Annotated in this window: 21 protein-coding genes; 17 read left to right on the forward strand and 4 right to left on the reverse strand. The window is 49.9% G+C overall.

Translation table 11 applies throughout. The annotated features are described in order from the left end of the window. Positions 1-203: 203 nt before the first annotated feature. Together JJU34_RS08255 and JJU34_RS08260 are read right to left on the reverse strand one after the other, a co-directional pair. A complete protein-coding gene (locus JJU34_RS08255) occupies positions 204-872 on the reverse strand; it encodes a tyrosine-type recombinase/integrase (protein ID WP_228691875.1) in 669 nt (222 codons plus the stop codon). Between the two features lie 318 nt (positions 873-1,190). After that, positions 1,191-2,933 carry a GMC family oxidoreductase gene (locus tag JJU34_RS08260; protein ID WP_228691876.1) on the reverse strand — a complete coding sequence of 581 codons (1,743 nt, stop codon included), beginning with the start codon at positions 2,931-2,933 and terminating at the stop codon, positions 1,191-1,193. Between the two features lie 261 nt (positions 2,934-3,194). Between JJU34_RS08260 and JJU34_RS08265 the strand changes: the two genes are divergently transcribed. From JJU34_RS08265 to JJU34_RS08325, 13 genes are all read left to right on the forward strand, one after another. Continuing rightward, positions 3,195-4,910, forward strand: coding sequence for an IlvD/Edd family dehydratase (locus tag JJU34_RS08265; RefSeq protein WP_228691877.1), 1,716 nt, complete (start codon positions 3,195-3,197; stop codon positions 4,908-4,910). A gap of 59 nt (positions 4,911-4,969) precedes the next feature. Further along, positions 4,970-5,746: an SDR family oxidoreductase gene (locus JJU34_RS08270; protein ID WP_228691878.1), complete on the forward strand. Its 777-nt coding sequence runs from the start codon at positions 4,970-4,972 to the stop codon at positions 5,744-5,746. A 201-nt stretch (positions 5,747-5,947) separates the two neighbouring features. Further along, positions 5,948-8,056, forward strand: coding sequence for a bifunctional aldolase/short-chain dehydrogenase (locus JJU34_RS08275; protein ID WP_228691879.1), 2,109 nt, complete (start codon positions 5,948-5,950; stop codon positions 8,054-8,056). A gap of 10 nt (positions 8,057-8,066) precedes the next feature. Continuing rightward, positions 8,067-9,350, forward strand: a complete 1,284-nt coding sequence (locus JJU34_RS08280; protein ID WP_228691880.1) for a TIM barrel protein — start codon at positions 8,067-8,069, stop codon at positions 9,348-9,350. 70 nt (positions 9,351-9,420) lie between these two features. Beyond that, the gene (locus tag JJU34_RS08285; protein WP_228691881.1) at positions 9,421-10,743 is read left to right on the forward strand and encodes an FGGY family carbohydrate kinase; all 1,323 of its coding nucleotides are present in this window, start codon (positions 9,421-9,423) and stop codon (positions 10,741-10,743) included. Positions 10,744-10,848: 105 nt separating this feature from the next. After that, the gene (locus tag JJU34_RS08290; protein ID WP_228691882.1) at positions 10,849-11,772 is read left to right on the forward strand and encodes an alpha/beta hydrolase; all 924 of its coding nucleotides are present in this window, start codon (positions 10,849-10,851) and stop codon (positions 11,770-11,772) included. 153 nt (positions 11,773-11,925) lie between these two features. Next, positions 11,926-13,266: an amidohydrolase family protein gene (locus JJU34_RS08295; RefSeq protein WP_228691883.1), complete on the forward strand. Its 1,341-nt coding sequence runs from the start codon at positions 11,926-11,928 to the stop codon at positions 13,264-13,266. A 114-nt stretch (positions 13,267-13,380) separates the two neighbouring features. Further along, positions 13,381-14,229, forward strand: coding sequence for a universal stress protein (locus JJU34_RS08300; protein ID WP_228692055.1), 849 nt, complete (start codon positions 13,381-13,383; stop codon positions 14,227-14,229). A 34-nt stretch (positions 14,230-14,263) separates the two neighbouring features. Next, positions 14,264-15,007: a DUF1538 domain-containing protein gene (locus JJU34_RS08305; protein WP_228691884.1), complete on the forward strand. Its 744-nt coding sequence runs from the start codon at positions 14,264-14,266 to the stop codon at positions 15,005-15,007. 5 nt (positions 15,008-15,012) lie between these two features. Then, complete coding sequence (locus JJU34_RS08310; RefSeq protein ID WP_228691885.1) at positions 15,013-15,783, forward strand: DUF1538 domain-containing protein; 771 nt, start codon at positions 15,013-15,015, stop codon at positions 15,781-15,783. Between the two features lie 46 nt (positions 15,784-15,829). After that, positions 15,830-16,177 (forward strand): P-II family nitrogen regulator, encoded by a 348-nt coding sequence (locus tag JJU34_RS08315; RefSeq protein ID WP_228691886.1) that lies wholly within the window; start codon positions 15,830-15,832, stop codon positions 16,175-16,177. A 107-nt stretch (positions 16,178-16,284) separates the two neighbouring features. After that, the gene (locus JJU34_RS08320; RefSeq protein ID WP_228691887.1) at positions 16,285-16,689 is read left to right on the forward strand and encodes a CBS domain-containing protein; all 405 of its coding nucleotides are present in this window, start codon (positions 16,285-16,287) and stop codon (positions 16,687-16,689) included. A 54-nt stretch (positions 16,690-16,743) separates the two neighbouring features. Further along, the gene (locus JJU34_RS08325; protein ID WP_228691888.1) at positions 16,744-17,526 is read left to right on the forward strand and encodes an alpha/beta hydrolase; all 783 of its coding nucleotides are present in this window, start codon (positions 16,744-16,746) and stop codon (positions 17,524-17,526) included. Positions 17,527-17,530: 4 nt separating this feature from the next. On the opposite strand, the gene JJU34_RS08330 is transcribed toward JJU34_RS08325, so the two are convergent. Next, positions 17,531-18,637 (reverse strand): Na/Pi symporter, encoded by a 1,107-nt coding sequence (locus JJU34_RS08330; protein WP_228691889.1) that lies wholly within the window; start codon positions 18,635-18,637, stop codon positions 17,531-17,533. 313 nt (positions 18,638-18,950) lie between these two features. Here JJU34_RS08330 and JJU34_RS08335 point away from each other — a divergent pair, with 313 nt between their 5' ends. From JJU34_RS08335 to JJU34_RS08350, 4 genes are all read left to right on the forward strand, one after another. Next, positions 18,951-20,087 (forward strand): hypothetical protein, encoded by a 1,137-nt coding sequence (locus JJU34_RS08335; protein WP_228691890.1) that lies wholly within the window; start codon positions 18,951-18,953, stop codon positions 20,085-20,087. 20 nt (positions 20,088-20,107) lie between these two features. Further along, positions 20,108-20,551: a nucleoside deaminase gene (locus JJU34_RS08340; protein WP_228692056.1), complete on the forward strand. Its 444-nt coding sequence runs from the start codon at positions 20,108-20,110 to the stop codon at positions 20,549-20,551. Positions 20,552-20,667: 116 nt separating this feature from the next. After that, positions 20,668-21,276, forward strand: a complete 609-nt coding sequence (locus tag JJU34_RS08345) for a superoxide dismutase (RefSeq protein ID WP_228691891.1) — start codon at positions 20,668-20,670, stop codon at positions 21,274-21,276. Between the two features lie 210 nt (positions 21,277-21,486). Continuing rightward, positions 21,487-23,922: an outer membrane beta-barrel protein gene (locus tag JJU34_RS08350; protein WP_228691892.1), complete on the forward strand. Its 2,436-nt coding sequence runs from the start codon at positions 21,487-21,489 to the stop codon at positions 23,920-23,922. 55 nt (positions 23,923-23,977) lie between these two features. Here the strand turns inward: JJU34_RS08350 and JJU34_RS08355 are convergent, their stop codons facing one another. Further along, the gene (locus JJU34_RS08355; protein WP_228691893.1) at positions 23,978-24,442 is read right to left on the reverse strand and encodes a MaoC family dehydratase; all 465 of its coding nucleotides are present in this window, start codon (positions 24,440-24,442) and stop codon (positions 23,978-23,980) included. Positions 24,443-24,521 lie beyond the last annotated feature (79 nt).

Genomic DNA, 24,521 nt, shown 5'->3' on the forward strand with positions numbered 1-24,521 from the left:
GCTTTTTTTTCCATGATTAATAGAGTTTAAAGATTGTACATGAAATAAAAATAAGCTATTTATCTAAAAATAAGAACGTTAATAGATGAAAAGTCAAAAACTACCGACGTAGGAGGTTTTGTTCAACTTATTTATTGGCGCCACCCAGTTGCGCCTATATGTCCAAATTTGGTTGCATAGGCGCTACTCGGTTGCGCCTATTTCTACAAGTCATCAAATGGACTGCGTATCCGTTGCAGACTCTTTTGACTTACATGGGTATAGATCTCGGTAGTCTTACTGGATTTGTGGCCCAGAAGCTCCTGAATAAATCGCAATCCCGTGCCACCCTCCAATAGATGGGTTGCATAGCTGTGCCTAAGCCAGTGCAGGGTTACCGGTTTATCGATTTTTGCCTTTTTTAGTGCATCTTTGAGTACCTGCTGAAAGCTGCGTGCACTATACTTTTTTCCGGTATATTGCCCCTCAAACAAGTACGTTACAGGTTTTTCGCAGTGATAATACGCCTCTATAAGCTCCAATACCCGTTCACTGATCGGGATTAGTCTGTCTTTCGCCCCCTTGCCTCGGTTTACGCGCAGCATTCTGCGGCGCGCATCTATATCCTGTGGCTTCAAATTCAAAAGCTCACTACGCCTCAATCCACAAGCATATAAAAGACTTAGCATCGTTCGGTGTTTTATATTTTTATGGGCCTCCAAAATGGCCTTTACGTCCTCTTTGCTTAGCACTTGAGGTAGTGGCTTTGCATTCCTTGGACGCCGGATAATCTCCGGATCCAATTCCTTTAAGTCGAAATCAAAGGGAAACTCCAGCCGAAGTACTGGATTCTTTCCGAAAGAATCGTTCTTTAAAACAATGGTTTTCTTCATGACATCAAAAAAAGAAAGTAAACGCCTGAAAATACCGCATTTCCACCATTTTTCAAACGAATAAGGCAAACATTTTACTTGAAGGGATAGCATGAGGGGTCCAAAAGCAATCCCTTGGGCTACCGTTGCGCTACATCGAGTCCCATTGAATGGGGGATGCAGGTTCCCGGTAACTACAGGGCGTCTTCAAGGAACTCCCAAAACCTCCCTGGTCGATGCGCATCTCCCACCCTAGGCCCGCTAAAAAAAAACGGTGCCACCCACGGTAACAGATATTGCCGCAGATGGCACCGGGTGACGCGACCGGATCGCCGTGTTCTATCCGATATTCTTCTTGTTCAGCTGATCAATGATGTATTCGGAGGTGCGCATGGATAGCGCCAAGATGGTCCAAGTGGGGTTTTTGTCCGCTTGGGATACAAAGGACCCCGCATCTACCACAAACAGGTTTTTACACTCATGGGCTTGTGAATAGCTGTTGAGCACGGAGGTCTTGGGATCATTGCCCATGCGGGAGGTGCCCACCTCGTGGATGATCCTACCGGGTGCAGCCAGTCCGTATTGGGTTTCAGCCCCCGGCTTGGTACCCAGAATCTTGGCGCCCATGGCCGTGAAGATCTCTTCAAAGGTGTCCTGCATGTGTTTGGCCTGCTTTACTTCGTGGTCGGTCCATTTGTAGTGGAAGCGTAGCACCGGAATGCCAAACTTATCTACCACATTGGGGTCTATCTCGCAGTAGTTGTCGTACTGCGGCACACTCTCGCCCCTTCCCGCGATGCCGATGGTAGCACCATACAAGCTGCGGATGTCCTTTTTGAGCCCGGCGCCGTAGCCCCCATTCGGGCTGGGATTGCCAAACTCATCCTTGATGTGCTGACGCATGCTTTCCATGCCGAAGCCAAACCCGTAGTTTGGCATGCGCATGCCCCCACCAAATTCGAGGTGATAGCCCCGCGGGAAGTCCAGTTTTTTATTGTCCAGCCACCAGGGTGTATATACGTGCATGGATCCCACGCCGTCTTCGTTGTATTTGTCCCGGCCCAGAAACTCCGGCACCAGTGCGGACCTGCTCGCTCCGGTGGAGTCGTGCAGGTACCTGCCCAATGTTCCGCTGCTGTTGGAAATGCCATTGGGATGCCGGGAAGATTTGGAGTTCATCATGATCCGCGCCGTCTCGCAGGCGGAGGCTCCCAACACGACCACACGGCCCTTGAGTTTGTATTCCTGCATATCCACTTTGCTCACGTAGGAAACGCCCGTGGCTTCTCCCTGCTCGTTGGTGGTGACCTTGCGCACCATCGCATAGGTATATAAGTCTACGTGCCCTTTTTTCATCGCGGGCTTTACCAGCACGGTGCCGGCAGAGAAGTCCCCGTATACCTGACAGGCCCGGTTGCACTGGGCACAGAAGAAACAGGCCCCCCGCTCGTTGTTTACCGGACGGGTAAGCACGGAAATACGGGAAGGGATGACAGGGATGTTGATTTTCTTACCGCCCTTCATAAAAGCCAATTCATGCAGCCGGGGCTTTGGAGGGGGAAGAAAGTGACCGTCGGGCTCGTTGGGGATGCCTTCTTTGGTGCCGAACACGCCTATTAGCCGATCCACCCGGTCGTAAAAGGGTTTGACGTCGTCGTAGGAAATCGGCCAGTCATCACCCAGGCCATCGATGCTTTTTCGCTTGAAATCATCCGGTCCGAAGCGCAGGGAAATCCTCCCCCAGTGGTTGGTACGCCCCCCCAGCATACGCGACCTAAACCAGTCAAACTGGGTGCCGTCTTTACGGGTATAGGGTTCTCCTTCAATTTCCCAGCCCCCATAGGCCGCGTCAAAGTCGCCAAAGTCGCGCACGGTACTGGCACCTCGCCGGGGAGACTCCCAGGGAAAGCGCATCTGCGTGCGGTACTCTTCGAGTGCAGGGTCAAAGTCACTGCCCGCTTCCACTACTGCCACGCTCAGTCCGGCTTCGGAGAGAATTTTGGCAGCCATGCCCCCGCCGGCACCGGAACCAACGATGATCGCGTCATATAGGTCGGGGGATGATTTGATTTCAAAGCTCATGTGTAATTATCTTAATGGTCTATTGTTTTGCTCACTTTAGGCTCCTAATATAGCAAAGAAGCAAGTATCCCAAATCGAAGTTTCGGTTATTTATCAAATAATCCTTTAATTTCGGATAAACTTTTGCTAACCTTATACTGCCAAATTTGTAAACAGGCCATGCTTTTTCGGTAAGGAAAGGAATATTTTGGCAACAGGCGTCGGCATTTGCCGACAGGATGGTAAATTGTGCACCAACAAAAGAAAAATAACCTAACACCTATGCAAGATTCAAAACGTAGAAGTCAAGGCTGGTTTGGAAAAACTGGAAAGGATGGATTGATTTATCGCTCTTGGTTTCAGAAACAAGGCATCCCTACCCATGAAATGGCGGGCAAGCCCATAATCGGTATTTGCAACACTTGGTCGGAGCTTACTCCCTGCAACTCCCATTTTCGGGATCTGGCCGAATTCGTCAAAAAGGGAATCCTGGAGGCGGGGGGCTTTCCGGTGGAGTTTCCCGTGATGTCCCTGGGCGAAACCGTGATGAAGCCCACGGCCATGCTTTTCCGCAACCTGGCCAGCATGGATACAGAGGAATCCATTCGTGCCAATCCGTTGGATGGCGTCGTATTGCTATGCGGATGCGATAAGACCACACCTTCCCTGGTGATGGGAGCATGCAGCGTGGATATTCCCACGATCGTGGTATCCGGTGGACCCATGCTCACGGGCAGGTACCGGGGCAGTCAGATCAGCACCAGTGACATTTGGCGCTTTAGCGAGGCATCCAGATCCGGAGCGATGAATCAGGAGGAACTGTACGAAGCAGAGCGAGGTCTTTGCCGTAGCGATGGACACTGTGGCGTGATGGGCACGGCATCCACCATGGCCTGCATGGTAGAGTCACTGGGCCTTACCCTCCCCGGCAACGCTGCCATTCCGGCTCCCGACTCCGGCAGACGCATCCTGGCGCACCTTTCTGGAATGGAGATCGTGAAAATGGTCGAAAAGGACCTCAAGCCGAGCGACATCCTCACCCGGCAGGCCTTCGAAAACGCCATCATGGTCAACGCAGCCATAGGCGGCTCTACCAACTTTGTCATACACCTACTTGCCATCGCGGGAAGGATAGGCGTGGACCTGACCTTGGAGGATTTTGACCGCTTCTCGGCAAATATTCCCCTCATGGCCAACCTGCAGCCTTCCGGCAAGTACTTTATGGAAGACTTCTATTATGCCGGCGGACTCCCGCCGATCATCCATCAGTTAAGAGATCACCTGAACAGCGAGGCCATTACCGTGACCGGTCTACCCATAGGAGAGGTAAATGCGGCCTTTAAAAACTACAACGAGGAGGTCATCGCCTCCTTTGACAAGCCGTTTAATCCCACCTCTGGTATTGTGGTACTGCAGGGCAATCTCTGCGAAACGGGAGCGATCATCAAGCCTTCGGCAGCTAGTCCCCACCTGATGAAACATACGGGCAAAGCGGTGGTCTTTGAGGACATTGACGATTACAAAAACAAAATCGATGACCCCGACTTGGACATCGACGAAAACTCCGTGATGATTTTGAAAAACGTGGGTCCAAAAGGCTACCCCGGCATGCCGGAAGTTGGCAACATGGGACTTCCTCCCAAAGTGCTCGCCAAGGGCATCACAGACATGGTCCGCATCTCGGATGGCCGCATGAGTGGGACGGGGTTTGGCACCGTGGTACTCCACGCCACCCCCGAAGCGGCGGAGGGCGGCAACTTTGCTGTCGTGCAGACCGGCGACGTGATCGAACTGGACGTACTCGCCCGAAAGCTGAATGTGCTGGTATCTGACGAGGAGCTCGCCGCCAGAAAAGCAACTTGGAACAAACCAACACCTATCACGGATCGGGGCTATGTGGGGCTTTACATCAAGCATGTGGAGCAAGCAAACCTCGGCGCGGATCTGGATTTTCTGAAGGGCAGCTCGGGCTCCGAGGTATCCAAAGACTCGCACTGAGGAAGGCGTAGGGTCTTGGCTACTAGAAACATGGATATCTACCAACCAACTTATTTTTCATGCAAGTAACGGAAAGCAAACAATCCCCGGTGGCCATTGTAACGGGCGCCGGGGTGGGCATCGGTTTGGCCATTGCGATGGAGCTGGCCAAATCGGGAACCAAAGTATTGTTAAATGATTTGGAAGAGGAGCTGACCGAGCAGGCGGCTGAACGGGTTAATGTTGCGTTTCCGGGAGCCTGCTTGGGGTTGGCCGGAGATGCATCCGACCCCTCCTTCATCGAGCAATTGGTGTCCACCGCCGTAGCGGAGTTTGGGCAGTTAAATGTGGCGATCGCCAATGCAGGCATTACCATCTACGGTGAATTCCTCCACTACCGGCCCGAGGATTTTCAGAAAGTGCTTCAGCTTAATTTGGGAGGTTCTTTCTTTCTGGCCCAAGCGGCCTCCAAACAGATGATCAAACAGGGCCGGGGTGGTTCCATCTTGTTTATGTCATCCGTCACAGGCCATCAGGCCCATAAAAATCTAGTCCCCTACGGCATGACCAAGGCGGGCTTGGAAATGTTGGCCAAAGGCTTGGTGGTGGAAGTGTCGGAATACGGGATCAATGTCAACGCCGTGGCACCTGGCGCCACCGTCACCGAACGTACCCTAGAGCAGGATGATTTTGTCAGCATTTGGTCTTCCATCACACCCATGGGGAGGCCGGCTAGCCCCGAAGACATCGCGCATGCCGTGGGATTTCTGGTATCGGAAAAAGCCCGCCACATCACCGGGCAAAGCTTGGTCATCGATGGCGGCTGGACATCGGTCAGCCCTTCCCCATATACATAAAGTGGCTGGCTTGACAGAAATAGCGTGCTTTTTCTCAAAAATTTCACCAAAAAAAACGTATTCGAGCGGTTTTTTGCTGCTTTTTTTACGTCTTGTGATGAAATTGCCCGGAGTAACAGCACAGAACAGGATAGTTAAACAAAACCTATCGTTTATATTCGCTTGATTTCAAACTATGCATTCAAACAACTTAAATTTAATATGTCAGTTTTAGAGAAGAACTTTAAACACGTAAACTACCTTTGGGATAAGGAGAAGGAAAAAGAACTGGGAGACGATCAAGTGGCCTTGCTACTGTACCGATCCAACATTTTAGGTTCAGATTTGAGAATTACCAATTACGGTGGCGGCAATACCAGTTGCAAGACCATGGAGATCGATCCGCTCACCAAAAAGGAGACCGAGGTGATGTGGATCAAAGGGTCTGGAGGCGATATCGGAACCCTAAAACGAAGTGGCTTGGCCGGATTGTATCAGGAGAAACTTCATTCCCTCAAAAACGTGTACCGCGGACTGGAGTTCGAAGACGAGATGGTAGGTTTATTTAACCATTGCATCTATGACCTGGACTCCAAGGCGCCCTCTATCGATACCCCGCTGCACGCCTTTTTGCCCTTTAAGCACATCGACCACCTGCATCCCGATGCAGCCATTGCCATCGCTGCATCGAAGGACGGGGAGAAGATCACCGAGGAGTTATTTGAAGGGCAGATCGCCTGGGTGCCCTGGCAACGACCAGGCTTTGACATCGCCCTGAAGCTAGAAAAAGCAGTACAGGACAATCCGGGCATTCGCGGCATCATGTTGGGTGGACACGGCTTGTTCACTTGGGCCGATACTGCCTACGAATGTTACGTCAATAGCTTGGAGGTCATTGAGAAAGCTTCCCAGTACCTGGAAGATAACTACGGCAAAAAGCGGCCCGTATTTGGCGGTCAACGCCTAGAATCCCTGCCCGAAGATCAACGAAAGGATCAGGCGGCAAAGATCGCTCCCATCTTGAGAGGTCTAGCCTCCAGCTACAACCGCATGGTGGGTACTTTTACCGATGACGCCAGGGTGTTGGAATTTGCCAATAGCCATGATTTGGATAAGTTGGCTCCACTAGGAACGAGCTGTCCGGACCACTTCCTGCGGACAAAGATCCGGCCATTGGTGCTGGATATTCCCGCATACCAGGACTTGAGTGATGGGGCAGCCCTGAAGGAAAAGTTGGAAGTGGAATTCCAAAAATACCGTGAGTACTACACCAAATATTACGAAGATCACAAGCATCCCAACAGCCCCGGTATCCGGGATTCCAATCCCGTGATCATCATTTGGCCGGGTGTAGGTATGTTTTCCTATGCAAAAGACAAGCAAACCTCTCGGGTAGCCAGTGAATTCTACATCAATGCCATCAACGTGATGAAGGGTGCAGAGGCCATTTCGGAATACGTGGCCTTGCCGCTACAGGAGGCTTTCGATATTGAATATTGGTTGTTGGAAGAAGCCAAGCTTCAGCGTATGCCGAAGGAAAAGCCCATGTCCCGAAAAATCGCCTTCGTAACCGGAGGAGCCGGAGGAATTGGGAAAGCCATTGCTGACCGCCTGGCAGCTGAAGGCGCCTGTGTATTCATCACCGATATCAACAAGGATAATTTGGATGCTGCGATGGCCACGTATAGCCGTGACACCGGTGCAGGTACCCTGATGGATGTGACCAATATGGAGGACATCGAGCGTGCACTGAAGGAGACCATCCTGAAATTCGGTGGTGTGGATGTGGTGGTTAACTGCGCCGGATTGGCGATTTCCAAGCCCATAGACCAAACCTCTGAGAAGGAGTGGGATCTCCTACAGGATGTATTGGTAAAAGGACAGTTTGCCGTTTCCAAAGCCGCCGTAGCCATTTTGCGCGCACAGAACAAGGGAGGCGATATCATCAACATTGCCAGTAAAAATGCCCTGGTATCTGGACCGAACAATGTGGGCTATGGTACCGCAAAAGCGGCACAAGTGCACATGAGTAGACTGTTGGCCGCTGAATTGGGTCCTGACAAGATACGCGTAAATGTGGTGAATCCGGATGCCGTAATCGAAGGCAGTAAAATATGGGAAGGCGCTTGGGCAGCTGGACGTGCCAAAGCGTATGGCATCAGCGTGGAGGAGCTACCATCATTTTACGCCAAGCGTACCATCATGAACGAGATCATCAGCACGGCAGATATCGCCGCAGCCGTATTCGCCTTCGTGGGTGGTGACCTAAGCAAGAGTACAGGAAATATATTGAATGTGGACGGTGGAGTAGCCGCAGCATTCGTACGATAATCTACGTAACATGCGTATTGATGAAGCATTCATCCAGACGCATAATGGTAAAACTCTTTCGGATCACCGGGAGAGTTTTACCTATTTATGCGGCAAACTGGAAAAGAGAGCATTGGATGTAGACCGGCTGATCGATAAGATCCAGGGTTTTCAGATAGCCATTCCGAGCTGGGCACTGGGCACGGGAGGAACCCGCTTTGGGCGATTCCCCGGTGGCGGAGAGCCCCGTTCACTGGAGGAAAAGATGGACGACGTGGGCCTCCTTCATGCGTTGAACAAAGCTTCCGGTGCCATATCCCTGCATATACCATGGGATATTCCATCGGATGTGGCAGCTATCAAGGCCCATGCTGCCTCTCACGGCCTGGCTTTTGATGCGGTTAATTCAAATACCTTCCAAGATCAGCCCGATCAGGCGCACTCCTACAAGTTTGGCTCACTATGCCATACCTCAGAGGCGGTGCGCCAGCAGGCCATTGAGCACAACCTCGAGGTAATCCGCCACGGGGTAGCACTGGGATCCAAGGCGTTGACCGTTTGGCTGGCCGATGGATCATCCTTTCCCGGTCAAACGAATTTCCGTAAAGCCTTGCAGCGAACATTGGATTCCTTGCGGCAGATCTACGCGGGAATGCCCGAGGATTGGAAGTTGTTTGTAGAATACAAGCCCTACGAGCCCTACTTCTATTCCACTGTGATTCAGGACTGGGGTACGTCCCACCTCTTGGCCACGGAACTGGGCGAGCGGGCGTTTACGCTCGTAGATTTGGGCCATCACCTGCCCAACACCAATATCGAGCAGATTGTAGCCACACTGATGATGCGCGGTAAGCTTGGAGGCTTTCATTTCAACGATTCCAAGTTTGGAGACGACGATTTGACAGTGGGCGCTTTGAAGCCCTATCAGCTATTTCTGATCTTCAACGAACTCGTAGAAGGCATGGAAGACCCGGAAGGTATAAACCCTGCTCCCGCCTGGATGATCGACGCAAGCCACAACCTCAAGGATCCACTAGAGGATCTGTTGCAGTCGGTAGAAGCCATTCAAATGGCCTATGCACAAGCCCTGCTAATTGACCGGAAGGTCTTGGAATCAGCCCGGGAGTCCAATGATCCGACGTTGGCCCAGGAGATTCTCCAGGATGCCTACCGCACCGATGTGAGACCGCTTATCGCGGAAGCGAGGCTACGCTCTGGTGCGGCACTGCGTCCCATCGAAGCCTTCCGTTCATTGGAAGTACGCAAGCAATTGATTCAGGAAAGAGGTGCGAAAGCCATCTCCACCGGATTATGATGCAAGGGATGGCGGTGCATTTCGTGCCGCCCTTCCCTTTTTATTTCTATTGTCAATCTAAACCAGACCCATGGCCAGACCTGTCATCGCAATATTTGATATAGGCAAAACAAACAAGAAGTTCTTCCTCTTTGACGAGGAGTTAAACGAAATCAGTGAAGAATACGTCAAGTTTCCTACCATTGAGGACGAAGACGGAGAGGAATGTGACGATCTGGAGAAAATTTCCTCCTGGGCGAAAGAGAAAGTTAGGGAACTCTGTGATAACCCCGACTACGAGCTGAAAGCACTGAATTTTTCTACCTACGGCGCATCCTTTGTATCCATTGGCGTGGACGGGAAGCCAGTGACTCCTATATACAATTACCTAAAAGCATTTCCAGAAGACCTTCATGCGGAGTTTTACGGGGCCTATCCCGAGGAGGAAATCAACCGGATCACCGCATCCCCTACGCTCGGCATGCTAAACTCTGGCCTACAGTTGTACTGGATAAAAAAGAAACGGCCCGAGGTTTTTAAGCGAATCAAGTACGCGTTGCACCTTCCCCAGTATATTTCCTACCTATTTACCGGCGAAGCGGTCGCCGAACCTACCTCCATTGGGTGTCACACCAAGATGTGGGATTTTCCCAAAAAGGACTACCACCAATGGGTGTATGAGGAGGGAGTGGCGGAGAAGCTGCCTCAGATCGTTCCCACCACCCACTATTTCACCAAGAAGATCGGTGGAAAACCGGTGAAGGTCGGCGTAGGCATACACGATAGTTCCTCTGCATTGGCTTCCTACCTGCTGAAAATTGACGAACCCTTCGTGCTGATTTCTACGGGCACCTGGTCCATTACGTTGAATCCCTACCCCGTCGGCAACCTCACCTTCGAGGAACTGCAAAACGATTGCCTGAACTTTCTCTCCATACACGGGACAACGGTAAAGGCCAGCCGGTTTTTTCTCGGGTACGAGTTGGACCATCAGGTGGAGAAGCTGAATACGCTCTTCCACAAGATGCCAAAATACTACAAGGATGTGCCCTGTGATGAAGGGATTCTTCAAGGAATCGTGTTTGAAGATATTCCGGCCACGTTTCATCCCGAAACCATGGCCGCTACTCCGTTGGTAGAAGAGGTTTTTTCCGATAATCGCTGGGATCCGGCACAATACGAGAGTTTTGAGCAGGCCTACCATCAGGTGATCTGGGGTCTGGCCCGCATGCAAGTCGCTTCCCTAAAGTTGGCACTTGGCGATTCGGACATAAAAAAGGTGTATATTGACGGAGGCTTTGTACACAACAGACTGTTTATCCGTATGCTGGAAGAGCTGCTTCCGGGTTTTGAGCTCCAGTTTTCCGATTTTCCCTTGGGATCTGCCTACGGTGCAGCGCTGATGCTGAAGTAGGGTGGAATACCTCCCGAATACCACCGGTGAAATATCCGTAAAGATGATGAAATCCAGTCCTACTTTACCTCGGCCTTCAGACCGCTAAAAAAGATGTATCGTTATATGCAAAAATTGATCTTATTAATCGTGTTGTCTTCTCACATGCTTGTAGCCTACGCCCAATACGAACCTATCAACCTGCCCCTGTATGAGGGAGAGATTCCGTACAGGAAAGCCTCCACACAGCAGGAAGAGGTACAGGTTAACGATATTATGGTGGTCAGGACCGTCCAGGAACCCATGGTGCAGGTATTTTTGCCTGCCAAGCGAAATGCCACCGGTCAGGCAGTGGTCATATGCCCGGGAGGAGGCTATGGTGTGCTGGCCTATGATTGGGAGGGGTTGGACATTGCCAAGTGGCTCAATAGCCACGGGATCGCAGGAATCGTACTGAAATACCGATTGCCATCCTCCGAAAGCCAAACCGCACCCCACCTGGTACCGCTGACCGATGCTCAGCGGGCAATGCGCCTGGTCCGTTCCAAAGCTGCCGAATGGAACATAGACCCCGAAAAAATCGGAGTCATGGGTTTTTCGGCAGGCGGCCATTTGGCTTCCTCGTTGGCCACGCATTTTGATAAGGGCAATACCGCTTCGTCCGACGCGGTCGAAAGGCAGAGCAGCCGTCCCGACTTTGCTATCTTGGCCTACCCGGTGATATCCTTTGATCCCTCCTATACACATATTGGGTCTCGGAATAATCTGATAGGCCAAAACCCGGAACCCAAATGGGTGGAGTATTTCTCCAATGAACGTCAGGTGACCGAAGATACCCCTCCTTCTTTTCTGTTTCATGCGCAGGACGACGCCACCGTGCCAGTGAGTCACAGTATCCGGTTTTTTGAAGCACTTACACAGCACAAGGTTCCGGCTGAGATGCATGTGTATCCTACCGGGGGGCATGGGTTTTCGCTTTCCATTAATGTGGAGGGCACCCAAAAGGGGTGGATGGATAGTTGCATCCAATGGCTGAAAGCGCTGGATTGATCGGACAAAAAGGCAAAGAAATATATTGGGTACCAACCCTACGCAGCTCCCGCAATCGCGGGAGCTTCTTTTTAGTAGGGTAAAGATAAATCTATAGACTGTTCGCATTATTGGCGGGATTCCTTATTTTTAGTCTCCACTAAATGCGTTTCCATGAATCGATTGATCCTTTCTTTTGTACCATGCTGTTTGTTGCTCTTTTTTGCAGTTTCATTGCCTACGCAGCAGGCTGCTTCCCAGGTATTGTTTCAGGACGTACGGGTATTTGATGGGCGCTCTTCCAGTCTCAGCGGCCCGGTCAATGTGTTGGTGGAGGGAAATCAGATTCGACAGATCAGCGGTGGCAGCATCACCGTGGGAGAGTCGGTTCAGGTGATTCCCGGTGGGGGCCGTACGCTGATGCCTGGCTTAATCGACGTGCATGTTCATATGGTGTTTGGTGCTTTGACGATGCGGGAGATGATGTCGCCCATGCTGTCCGAACGATTGATTTTTGAAAAAGCCTCGCAAAGCGCGGAGAGTATGCTGCTGCGTGGGTTTACGGCGGTCAGGGATGTCGGCGGTCCTATTTTTCCGCTTAAGGCAGCCATCGACAGCGAAAAAGTTGTAGGGCCCAGGGTTTGGCCTTCCGGTGCCACCATAAGCCAGACAGCCGGTCACGGCGATTTCCGCACTCCCGATGAACGGTCCAGAAAGTTTTTTGGCGAGGTATCCCGTGCGGAGCGGTACAACGCCACCTTTATCGCAGACGGAACCGCCGAGGTCTTGACGGCTGTGCGGGAAAACCTCCGCTTTGGTGCCAGTCAGATCAAGCTAATGGCGGGGGGCGGTACCTCCTCAGCCTACGACCCGGTGGATGTCACCCAATACACCCTAGACGAGATGAAGGCTGCCGTAGAGGCTGCCGCGGATTGGGGAACCTATATTACCGTGCATGCCTACACGGAAAGAGCTGTTCAGAAAGCCATCGCAGCCGGTGTAAAATGCGTGGAACATGGACAGCTTCTGGAAAAAAAGACCTTGCGAATGATGGCCAAGAAGGGGGTATGGCTGAGCCTTCAAAATCTGGTGGAGGATACCCCGGATATGGATCCTGCCAGGCGAGAGAAGCGCAAGCCGGTGCTGGAAGGTCAGGCCAGAATATGGCCACTGGCCAAACAGCTAAAGGTAAACTTGGCATGGGGGACCGATTTTCTCTTCGAGCCGGAGCTTAACGAACAGCAAAACGAATTTATCTTGCGGCTTACCGAGTGGTTTACGCCCGCTGAAATCCTAAAAATGATCACGCACGACAATGCGCAGCTCTTGCAGCTTTCCGGTCTGCGCAGTCCCTATCAGGGCAGGTTGGGGGTAGTGGAAGAGGGGGCTTTGGCCGATTTGATCCTGGTGGATGGGAATCCGCTAGCAGATATTTCGCTGGTGGCCAATCCGTCGGATACGTTTTTGGTGATCATGAAGGATGGGAAAATCTACAAGCAGGCCCTTGACAACTAGTCTCCCTAAGGCAGGCACTGCTCAGACAGAGAATGTGGCCTTGGTGCCATTTTACCGGTAAAATTCGTTATATTTCCATTCCGACGTACAACCTTACCCCTATAATTGATAGAGATGATTCACGGACTTCCCGATAAAATTGTAGCGCTGACTGATTTTTCAGTTTCCTCCGAGCAGGCGGTGGAGCGCGCCACCGAGCTCGCCAAGCTGCTTAAGAAACCCTTGGAGATTTTCCATGTAACACCGGTCCCTCCCATTCCTTCTATGGCTGGCTCAGATATGAGAAGCGAGATACTCGAGGTCGTAGAGCGTGAGGCCCAAGAGTCACTACGGAACTATGTAAAAGGTTTAGAAGAAAGGCATCCTGGCACATGGATATCTTCCTCGCTGGCTTCAAACGTTCGTTTTGAAGAAGCTGTAGAGCAACTGGTGCAAAGGTCTCCGAACTGCCTCTTGGTGTTTGGGAAAAAGAAGCGTTCGGCATTGGAGCGGGTTTTTGTCGGAAGCAGTCTGACAAATTTACTTCGCCGGGGCACTATTCGAACTCCCATGCTCTTGGTTTCGCCGGATTCCGGCCCGCTGAGCGTTTCAAAGCTGATGCTAACCCTTGACTTAAATTCTAAGTTGGAGGAAGACCGTTTCGACTTGGTAGAGGCACTGCTTGCTGTGTTTAAGGTGCGTTGGGATTTGGTGTATGCGACGGAAGGAAAGCAGCCCGACGATGCAGCACTGGAGAAATCGTTGGTGGAGTCACTTCCTGCGGAGCTCTTGGCCAAAATGGAAAACATCTACCTGCTGGAATCGAAGGAAGAGGTCACAATACGGGCAAAAGCCCCCGACCAGTTGATTGTAGCATTTCCAAAACGAAAATCCATATGGGACTCCATGTTTAAGGGTTCATTCAGCGAATTTTTGGCTGACAACCAAGATCAGTTATTACTGATGATTCCGGAATCCAACTAAAAATGCATGCAGTAGTTGACAGGAAATCTGGAAGTTGAAAGCGATCCTTACTCACATAGCTAAAAAAGTCAAGCGTACCCTGTTGGACCTACTGCCGATCATCGTGGTAGTGGCTTTCTTTCAGTTGTTTGTGATCCGTCTGCCCCTACCGCATGTAGGTGAAGTAGTGTACGGCAGTTTATTGGTGGCGGCTGGGCTGCTACTTTTCATCGAGGGTTTAGAGATGAGCCTGTTCCCGATTGGGGAGAATATGGCGAATGCCTTGGCCCGGAAGGGAAGCCTGGCCTGGTTGCTGCTTTTCGGTTTTTTGCTGGGGTTTTCTACCGCTATAGCTGAGCCTGCACTGATTGCAGTGGCCGAAGAAGCGGGTAACATCGCAGTAATCGCAGGGCTCTTACCGGATGACGGAGATACCGTGCGCCGTTATACCTTGGGCTTGCGGATTTGCGTAGCGGTTTCCGTAGGGCTGGCCATATTTATCGGCGTAATACGAATCCTGAAGGGCTGGCCCCTTTATTACCTAGTGATTGGAGGATACCTGTTGATCATGGCAATGACCTACATTTCGCCCAAAGAAATTATCGGCCTGGCCTATGACATCGGTGGAGTGACCACCTCCACGGTGACGGTACCACTGGTGACCGCCTTGGGCGTGGGCTTGGCAAAGACCATTCAGGGGCGCAGTCCGCTTTTGGATGGATTTGGAATGATTGCACTGGCTGCGATGGCGCCCATCGTTTCCATTCTGATGTATGGCATGTTTTGGTTTGGTAAATAAGGAATATGAGTATGGGACTTCTGGCAGTTTTCTTGGACACGATTCTCGACGTTTTGCCTATTACCGGCCTCATCTTGGGATTTCAGCTTTTCGTATTAAAAAGGCCCATACCACAATTGAGGAAGGTTTTGATTGGCTCAGTCTATGTGGTGCTTGGTTTGGCCCTGTTCCTGATGGGATTGGAAATGGCACTGTTTCCACTGGGCAACCTGATGGCAGAGCAACTGACCAATCCAGGGTTTCTGGGGATAGCCGAAGGTGAAGTTGCGCCCTGGACAGCCTATTATTGGATCTATATTTTCGCAGCCTGTATCGGTTTTGCAACGACGATCGCGGAGCCTTCGTTGATCGCTGTTGCCATCAAAGCAGACGAAGTTTCCTCGGGGGGTATCAGTAAATTGGGACTGCGCATTACCGTCGCTTTCGGAGTGGCACTTGCGCTGACCTTAGGCACTTACCGTATTATCAGCGGCACGCCGTTGCATGTATACATTATGGTGGGATACCTGATCGTGATTGTGCAAACTATATTTGCCCCGAAGGAGCTGATCCCGTTGGCGTACGATTCCGGAGGGGTGACCACCTCGACGGTGACGGTGCCGATCGTAGCAGCACTGGGCTTGGGACTGTCACAGGCAGTACCAGGTCGAAATCCAGCCGTGGATGGCTTCGGACTGATCGCCTTTGCGAGTGTCTTTCCGATCATTGCCGTGCTGGGATACGCACAACTGGCGGCACTTCGAAAAAAATATGTGCAATCAACGGGAAGCGGGTAAACAATGGAGTTAGACATACCAGTATGTAAAAGAAAATTATAGACACATGAAATTCAAACTAATCATGGTGCTGGTTCGGCCGGAAAAGACCGACGAGGCAGTCTCGGTAATGCGAAAAGCAGGGGCAACGGGAGACACCATCATCCGGGCAAGAGGCTCCGGTATGCGGGAAGTAAAGACGTTCCTCGGATTAAACATTGAAGGGCAAAACGAACTGATTCTGGTCCTTTCGGAGGAAAATACCGTGTCCACCCTGTTAGACTCTCTCAAAAAGGTGATTCCTTTCGACGAACCCGGAAACGGAATCGCGTTTGTGCTCCCGGTGGATCAGGTGATCGGCCTGGATTCGCAGCTTCAAAAACTTCGCGACCAAGCTAGAGACAGCTACTTCTAAGAAATCGAGCATGACGCAAGCGGCACACACTGGGATGCCCCGATATCGGGGCAAACATGCGGGATTCCATCTGACCTTTGAAAAACAAAAAATAAACATTCAACTACATGGAAACTAGAAAGTACATACCTGCAAAGGATGTCATGGATTCGAAAATCGTGAAGGTAGATGGCATGGCTACCGCCGCAGAGGCAGTCGCCCTGCTAAAGAAAGAGGGGGTAGATGCCCTTATTGTCGAAAAACGGAATCAATATGACGCCTATGGCATTGTTGTGACCCAGGACCTGTTAGAGGCTGTAGTGGTCGCGGGTAAAGACCCCCAGTCTGTAAATGTGTTCGAAATCATGTCCAAGCCTGTGGTGACGGTATCCAGCACCTTGGATGTCAAATATGTAGCCAAACTGATGGTGGATCTACGTATCAAGCAGGTGCCCGTGGAGGAGGATGGCGAATACCTGGGAATGATCTCCATCCGTTCGTTGGTGTTGAATAGCGGTTTATTTACTTCTTGACGCGTTGTTTCGGTAGCTTTCAAACTTTTATACACTACTATCGGTTTTATCTTTATGTTACATTACAGCACATTCATACATGCGGATAGCACCGAGTGGGTCACCTTCGTACATGGTGCAGGTGGCAGCAGTGCGATATGGTACAAGCAGCTCCGTGATTTCAGCAAATCCTATAATGTGCTATTGGTTGACTTGCGGGGCCATGGGCGTTCCAAGAAGGCGGAATACGAGCACCTGAAAAAATATACCTTCGATATCATCGGAGACGAAGTGATCGAGGTATTGGATCATCTGCACATTCAAAAAACCCACTTCATCGGTATTTCCCTTGGCACGATTATCATCCGGGAGATCAGCGAACGGTACCCGGAACGGGTTCAAAGCTTGATTTTGGCAGGAGCGGTCATGAAGCTCAATTTGCGGGGTCAACTTTTGATGCGCATGGGTGTACTGCTCAAATCGCTCATTCCTTACCTTTTGCTGTACAAGCTTTTTGCCTTTGTGATTATGCCTCGAAAAAAGCACCGGGAGTCACGGTACCTGTTTATCGAAGAAGCCAAAAAGCTCTACCAAAAAGAATTTATCCGGTGGTTTACACTGGTATCCCAAGTCAATCCCCTGCTATCATTTTTTAGGATCAAGGATGTTAATATTCCCACGCTTTACGTGATGGGTCAGGAGGACTATATGTTTTTGCCAACGATCTCCCGCCTGGTAAAAAATCATCCTTCTGCCCGCCTAACAGTAATACCTGACTGCGGACACGTAGTCAATGTAGACAAGCCCCTGCAATTCAACGAAATATCCCTTCGCTTCCTACACGGACTGAGCCGCTAATCGCTTAGTTCCTATTGAAATAAATCAGCAGAAACGGTATCACAAAAAATGTGAGTAAGATATAAGCCAATCCAATGAGGCGTGATTTTACGATCTGCTTCCCAAACAGAGATGCCAGTCTAGGCGGAATTCTGCGGATAGGAGGAAAGGGCAGGAAGATAAGTGCTCCGATCAGATTGAATAAAAAATGCACCAACGCAATGCTAATGGCGGCCTCCGTCTTGTATAGCGCGGCGATGGCAGCGGTAATCGTCGTGCCGATATTGGCGCCTATGATGAATGGAAACACTTTGTCCAAGGCAGCTTTTCCAGTAGCCACCACCGTGACAATCAGGGAGGTAGTTATGGTACTGGATTGGACAGCAGCGGTTGAGAACACCCCATATCCAAAGGCCCTGTAGGGCTGCTTGAACAGATGTTTGCTGGCTTTTTTGTACTTTGGCGAAAGGATGGATTCAAACGCCAAGTTGGAAAGGACCTTGATGGAAGCAAACAACAGAACGATGCCGACTATTAACCAGAATAGCGGCCAGTCCAACCATCCGGAAACCAGTTCAGTCACCGGCCGAAGGAAAAAACGATAGGGGGCAAATTCCTGAGAGCGCTGTGCACCCCCCGATTGAACAAAAAGACCGGCTAGAAAACTTGCCATTTTGCTCAAAAACCCAAAATATACTTCCAAGGGAAACAATAAGGCGGTCGTGATTATGTTGAAAAAATCATGCAGCACCGCCGCCGACAAAGCCTTTTTGAAGGGCTTCTTTTGGGTGATAAAGCTTAGGGAGACCAGGTTGGAGGTAAGTGTGGTACCGATGTTGGCACCCATAATCAGTGGCACTGCCTGGGTGAGACTTAAACTGCCCGAAGCCACTACGGCTACTACCATGGCCGAGATGGTAGAGCTGGACTGAATCAAAGCAGTCATCAGGATACCAATAAACAGACCCACGAAGGGGTTCTCGGTAGCGGTAAAGATATTGTTGGCCACCTCGCTGTTCAGCTTGCCCGCCGAAAAAGTCATCAAGTCGATGGAAAACATAAACAGTAGGAGACCGAGCGAAGCCAATACAATCAGTAAGAGGTTTGGTCTAACGGTTTCCTTAACAAGCATGCTGCGCAGTTGAATGATTCAAATGGTAAAATTTGCGCAAATTTCCGTCAGAAAAAAGTCAAATGAACCTTTTTTAGATGAAGGTTATGTTAATTTGAGTGTTGTCCGAATGGACGAAAATTGTTGATAGTAGGGTATTTAGGTACCCAAAAAAAACCATTACCTTTAACCGAGGAATAAAAATTCGTTGCTTTGACGCCAAAGACCCCGTTCTTTAGCTGGGATCTCCTGTTTTTCTTAACAATTTGTTAACATTGAGCTCTTACAAACTTACGTACCTTTGTGGCTGCGTTCTACCACCCCAATCGATGCCATGGTCAAATTGAAGGATCAAAATATCAATCAGGATGCCCTCTCAAAGGCCGCCTATTCACTTTTTGATTTCAGCAAAAAAGAAAAATCCTTCTTACTGATTATGTGTATCCTGGTGTCCATAGCGGGCATCATCACCCCCTATACCTACGCTGCAATGTGGTTCGGGTTTGCCCTTGCTGCATATTCCGCCATTGCCAACGACAGTATTCAGACCATTGGAACCTTTATCGCTTCCAACCAAAACCGAAAGTGGTATTATTTATGGCTTTTTATGGGGTTGATATTTGTAGGAACGGTCTCCTACAGTTGGATTGTGTACGATGGGGATGTTAGTTATCAGCGTCTTCGGGTAGAAGGCTTGGACCGCGCACCGGAGAACTTCGTTTTCTTGCAGCTTGCAGCCCCTATTGTATTGCTACTGATGACCAGGCTGCGCATGCCGGTTTCTACTACCTTCCTACTGCTCAACGTGTTCACCTACAAGGCAGGTACGATCATCGGTGTAATGCAAAAAAGCTTTATCGGCTACTTGGTTGCTTTTGTAGGAGCGATCGTGGTTTGGTTTGTTCTTGAGAAGTTTGTGGAAAACTACCTGAAGGGAAAGCCCAGGCCATTTTGGTATGTTTTGCAGTGGATTACTTCCGGCGCGCTATGGGCGGTTTGGATCATGCAGGACGCGGCGAATATCGCCGTATTTTTACCCAGAACATTGGGCGTATGGGAGTTTATCGCCTATACTGGATTTGTATTTCTTGGCCTCGGCTTTCTTTTTTACCTGAAAGGAGATAAAATACAAGGTATCGTCAACGAAAAAACAAAAGTCACAGACGTACGGGCAGCTACTATTGTGGATTTGGTTTACGCTGTGATCCTTTTCTACTTCAAGGGGTACAGCAATATGCCGATGAGTACCACTTGGGTATTTATCGGATTGCTAGGCGGTCGGGAACTGGCCATTGCCCTTGCCAAATCCAGGAAGCTGAAGAAGCGACAGGCGAGGCTGGTGCGTGCCTACCGCCTTGCAAAAAATGACATCGTGAAGGCAGGTATTGGTCTACTGGTATCTCTGATATTGGCCCTGATCATTAATGAAGGCGTAAGAAAAGAAATCTTCGCCTTGTTTACAGGTTGGTAGATCCCCGTTTGAGAAGAAGTATGGACCTCTATACCAATGACTATTTCATGAGAGAGGCGCTGAAGCAGGCCCAGATCGCCCTTGAGGAAGGTGAAGTCCCCGTAGGAGCAGTGCTCGTCTGTAAAAACCGGATCATCGCCAGGGCTTATAACCAAACAGAGCGCCTTACAGACGTCACCGCTCATGCAGAGATCTTGGCGTTGACAGCTGGTTTTAGCGCCTTGGGGTCTAAATACCTGCCAGAATGCAGACTCTTTGTGACCTTGGAACCGTGTGTGATGTGTGCGGGGGCTATCTTTTGGTCACAGCTCGGCGAGCTGCACTATGCAGCAACGGATCCAAAAAGAGGATATGGCAGGCTGGATGAACCGGTACTGCATCCTAAGACGGTCGTGAGCAGTGGCTTGTGCGAGGCAGAATCCCAGAAATTGCTGCAGGACTTTTTCAAATCGCTTAGAAATTAGAGATTCCTAGCCTTTTTAGAACCATTTTTCAGGATTTGTGGTTGGCTTAGTAGGTTTTTGTACACCTAGCAACCATCACATTAACTCAATGTTTCACCTTAAATTTTAACAAAAAAATGGCTTTTGAACTTCCTGCATTACCCTACGACTTTAATGCGCTAGAACCGCATATCGATGCAAAGACCATGGAAATCCACCATGGTAAGCACCACAACGCATACGTAACCAACCTGAACGGAGCTGTAGAAGGCACCGACTTGGCAAATAAGAGCCTGGAGGACATCATGAAAAGCATTTCTTCCGCTTCTCCAGCAGTACGAAACAACGGTGGTGGTCACTACAATCACTCCCTATTTTGGACAGTTCTCTCTCCGAACGGTGGTGGCACCCCCTCCGGTGACCTGGCCAAAGCCATAGATGCGAAGTTCGGATCTTTTGACAAATTAAAAGAAGAATTCAACAAGGCCGCTGCTACCCGATTCGGTTCCGGTTGGGCATGGCTGAGTGTAGATGCTTCCGGAGAGCTTCAGGTTAGCTCTACACCGAACCAAGACAACCCGCTGATGGATGTCGCCGATGTGAAGGGCACACCCATTTTGGGATTGGACGTGTGGGAACACGCGTATTACCTGAATTATCAAAACAGAAGACCTGACTACATTAGCGCCTTTTGGTCTGTAGTAAATTGGGAAGAAGTGAGCAAGCGATACGCTGCCGCGAAATAATCAACTGTTTATGAAAGATAACTGGTCCCCTTGACTTTCCGTCAAGGGGATTTTTTTTGATATCGGACAATAATACTGTCCGTTTTTGAGACAGTCTAAATTTCGATCTGTTTTTTAACTTGCTGTTTTTCAGTATCATTCGGCTATTTTTCGGTTTTGGCATCGCTTTTTCAAGGGGTGGGTCAACAATCATGTATTAACAACATTACTATGAAATTTTCTGCATTGTTCTTTTTTACTCTTTTGGCCTACTTACTTGGCCTAAGCGAATCCGCTGCACAGGCACCCCGCAATAGCTTAACCGGTACCGTGGTCACCGTGGACGGGGAGGTTCTTCCGTTTGTCAATGTAGCCTTAAAGGAAAAATCAACCCATAACCTGATTACGGGAACGGTGACCGATGGAGAGGGCTACTTCCTCCTGAATGCAGGGTTTACCGGGGAAGCCTATTTGGAGATATCGAGCATCGGATACCTGACATTCCAGTCCGAAGTCCTGTCGCTGGATGGTACAGCAAAGCGGGATATGGGAGCTATCAAATTGGAGGAAGAGCTTTCTTCCCTCTCGGAAGTGACCGTAAGCGGCCTACGCGCTCAAGTAGTGTTCGACGCAGATAAAACGGTCGTGAACGTAGAGGGTTCACCCCTAGCAGAGGGAAACACCGCCCTAGATGTAATCGGAAGATCTCCTGGAGTGTTTGTGGATAGCGATGGCAACATTAACCTAAATGGCCGAAGCGGAGTAGTCGTGCTCATCGATGACCGACAAACCTATATGAGTGCAGAAGACTTGGCTAACTTTCTGCGGGCCATGCCTGCGGAAAATATCAAAAGCATCGAAGTGATCAACAATCCTTCGTCTCGATTTGACGCGGAAGGTGCTGCGGGTGTCATCAACCTTCGACTAAAGAAAAACGATCTGAACGGCATGCACGGAAACCTTACGGCGGGTAGCAGATACAACGGGATTTATGCACCCAATCTGGGCGGAAGCCTTAACCTGAAGAAAGGAAAGTGGACGACCAATAGCAACCTGAACTACAACGAGTGGGCGCAGTACAATGACCTGGAAATCCTTCGAAGGTTTCAGGTTACAGAGGGAGTTTCTGCATTTGACCAAGTAGCAAGGTTAAAGCTGGTACGGAAAAACCTGTTTTTTAACGGAGGAGCGGATTATCAGATTAATGCGCAGCATAGCGTTGGGGTAAATTTGCAGGCCTCCAGGCAGGACGGGACAGAGGACGGCTTGTCCAATACGGCGATTTCCAACCCCACGAATTCAGCCATTCAGCACCTAAGAGCCATCAATGACAGCCACTCGGATAATTCCAGGTACTTTGTAAACCTACACTACGTAGGTGCACTGGACACCTTGGGTACCAAGCTGACTTCCGACCTGGATTTTACGCTTATGGACGCAGGCAGCCTCAGTCTATTGACCAATCGTTACTGGACAGACGATCAGTTTGAATCAGGCAATTTGAATCGGATTTTGACCGGCAACGAGATGACCTATACCATCTTGACTTCCAAAGTAGATTTTACCAAGCCGTTGAAAAAGGGGCGTACGCTTGAGTTGGGGGTAAAGGGTAGCTGGGTAAAGTCAGACAATGACCTGCAGATTGCCAAGAGTGAAGAAGAAGGCGGCTTCGAACCGGATCCCAACAGCAATCGATTTATCTATCACGAGCAGGTATTGGCGGGGTATGGCAATTACAAAACTAAGGTAGGAAGCAAACTGGACCTTCAGGCAGGTCTTAGGATGGAATACTCCGATATCCTGGGTAACAGTGTTACCATGAACCGAAAAAATGCACAGCAATACCTGGACTTCTTCCCCAGTGTCAGCTTGCAACAGAAGGTAAGCGATAACTACCAGATTGGTTACACCGTCAATAGGCGGATTACGCGTCCAAACTACCGTTTGTTGAATCCGTTTATCTTTTACATAGACCCATTGACCGTGGAGCAGGGAAACCCCAATCTGACCCCTCAGTATGCGACCAACCTGGAGATGAACCATACGATCAAAGGCATGTATCAGGTCAGCTTGGGATACTCGAGGACGGAAAATGCCTTTGGGCAGATCATGGTACAGGATGACGAAACCCGCAGAACGGCCATTCAGATCCAAAACCTGGACGTGACGACCAACCTGAATCTCCGGCTGATCGTACCTGTAGAATTCGCGCCATGGTACACAACCAATCATACGCTGCAAGTCAGTAACAACACGTTTCAGTCTCAATTGGGAAGTGAAATGCTGGACGTAAGTCAGGTGTCACTGATGGCTAGAACACAGCACAACCTGTCACTTACCAAGGGCTGGAAAGTGGAAGTAGTGGGCATGTACTTAAGCAAAAACCGCTTTGGTCAGATGGTGCTAAACCCGGTGGCCTGGCTGGATGCCGGTGTGACCAAAAGCTTCAAAGACGATCAGTGGAGTGTCAGCCTAAACGGAACGGACCTGCTTAGAAGCCAAAGATTTACCGGAAATATTCTGTTTGACCAGATCAATACAGATGTGGCCCAATACAATAATATACAGTCCGTACGTCTGGGAATTCGGTGGAAATTTTCGCAGGGAGAAAATTTCAGGGTGTCGCAGCGAAGTGGAAGTGCAGAAGAACGAAACCGATTAGACTAACCGGTGGCGGGAAAGACAATCGCCTGTTCCTTCGATGGGACAGGCGATTTTCAGGTTATAGAAAGTGGTACAGAAATATCAAGTTTGCCGCGAGAGCAGGTTTTTTCTCGCCTTTTATTTCAATTTTGACCTTCATTTCCGTTTTGATGGTGCCCCGCAGATCACTGATATTGGCTAGTGAGGCGTGCATCCGGATTTCGTCGTTCACTTTGACGGGGTTGGCAAACCGCAGGTTTTCGATGCCATAGTTGACCATCATCTTGAGGTTTTTCACCGTCACAATCTGATCCCATAAGTAAGGTACTAGTGACAGGGTGAGGTAGCCATGTGCAATGGTTCCCCCGAATGCGCCTTCCTCCTTGGCCCGTTTGGGATCGATGTGAATCCACTGATGATCCAGCGTAGCGTCCGCGAATAAGTTAACTTGCTCTTGTGTGACTTTATGGTATTCCGATACGCCTAAATCTTGGCCTACGTAGGCTAAGAAACCCTCGTAACTGTCGATGACTAGCTGACTCATGCTAAAATAGATTTTTAAGGTGAAAATAGATGAGGTAAAAGAAATATTCCCAATGGGACGTTGAAGTATTCACATCGTG

This window comes from Lunatimonas sp. (genome assembly GCF_020832325.1).
GTDB lineage: Bacteria > Bacteroidota > Bacteroidia > Cytophagales > Cyclobacteriaceae > Lunatimonas.

Excerpts from the sequence above, each read along its gene's own strand:
- JJU34_RS08255 (WP_228691875.1), bottom strand. The coding sequence starts at position 872 with ATGAAGAAAACCATTGTTTTAAAGAACGATTCTTTCGGAAAGAATCCA.
- JJU34_RS08260 (WP_228691876.1), bottom strand. The coding sequence starts at position 2,933 with ATGAGCTTTGAAATCAAATCATCCCCCGACCTATATGACGCGATCATC.
- JJU34_RS08265 (WP_228691877.1), top strand. The coding sequence starts at position 3,195 with ATGCAAGATTCAAAACGTAGAAGTCAAGGCTGGTTTGGAAAAACTGGA.
- JJU34_RS08270 (WP_228691878.1), top strand. The coding sequence starts at position 4,970 with ATGCAAGTAACGGAAAGCAAACAATCCCCGGTGGCCATTGTAACGGGC.
- JJU34_RS08275 (WP_228691879.1), top strand. The coding sequence starts at position 5,948 with ATGTCAGTTTTAGAGAAGAACTTTAAACACGTAAACTACCTTTGGGAT.
- JJU34_RS08280 (WP_228691880.1), top strand. The coding sequence starts at position 8,067 with ATGCGTATTGATGAAGCATTCATCCAGACGCATAATGGTAAAACTCTT.
- JJU34_RS08285 (WP_228691881.1), top strand. The coding sequence starts at position 9,421 with ATGGCCAGACCTGTCATCGCAATATTTGATATAGGCAAAACAAACAAG.
- JJU34_RS08290 (WP_228691882.1), top strand. The coding sequence starts at position 10,849 with ATGCAAAAATTGATCTTATTAATCGTGTTGTCTTCTCACATGCTTGTA.
- JJU34_RS08295 (WP_228691883.1), top strand. The coding sequence starts at position 11,926 with ATGAATCGATTGATCCTTTCTTTTGTACCATGCTGTTTGTTGCTCTTT.
- JJU34_RS08300 (WP_228692055.1), top strand. The coding sequence starts at position 13,381 with ATGATTCACGGACTTCCCGATAAAATTGTAGCGCTGACTGATTTTTCA.
- JJU34_RS08310 (WP_228691885.1), top strand. The coding sequence starts at position 15,013 with ATGAGTATGGGACTTCTGGCAGTTTTCTTGGACACGATTCTCGACGTT.
- JJU34_RS08315 (WP_228691886.1), top strand. The coding sequence starts at position 15,830 with ATGAAATTCAAACTAATCATGGTGCTGGTTCGGCCGGAAAAGACCGAC.
- JJU34_RS08320 (WP_228691887.1), top strand. The coding sequence starts at position 16,285 with ATGGAAACTAGAAAGTACATACCTGCAAAGGATGTCATGGATTCGAAA.
- JJU34_RS08325 (WP_228691888.1), top strand. The coding sequence starts at position 16,744 with ATGTTACATTACAGCACATTCATACATGCGGATAGCACCGAGTGGGTC.
- JJU34_RS08330 (WP_228691889.1), bottom strand. The coding sequence starts at position 18,637 with ATGCTTGTTAAGGAAACCGTTAGACCAAACCTCTTACTGATTGTATTG.
- JJU34_RS08335 (WP_228691890.1), top strand. The coding sequence starts at position 18,951 with ATGGTCAAATTGAAGGATCAAAATATCAATCAGGATGCCCTCTCAAAG.
- JJU34_RS08340 (WP_228692056.1), top strand. The coding sequence starts at position 20,108 with ATGGACCTCTATACCAATGACTATTTCATGAGAGAGGCGCTGAAGCAG.
- JJU34_RS08345 (WP_228691891.1), top strand. The coding sequence starts at position 20,668 with ATGGCTTTTGAACTTCCTGCATTACCCTACGACTTTAATGCGCTAGAA.
- JJU34_RS08350 (WP_228691892.1), top strand. The coding sequence starts at position 21,487 with ATGAAATTTTCTGCATTGTTCTTTTTTACTCTTTTGGCCTACTTACTT.
- JJU34_RS08355 (WP_228691893.1), bottom strand. The coding sequence starts at position 24,442 with ATGAGTCAGCTAGTCATCGACAGTTACGAGGGTTTCTTAGCCTACGTA.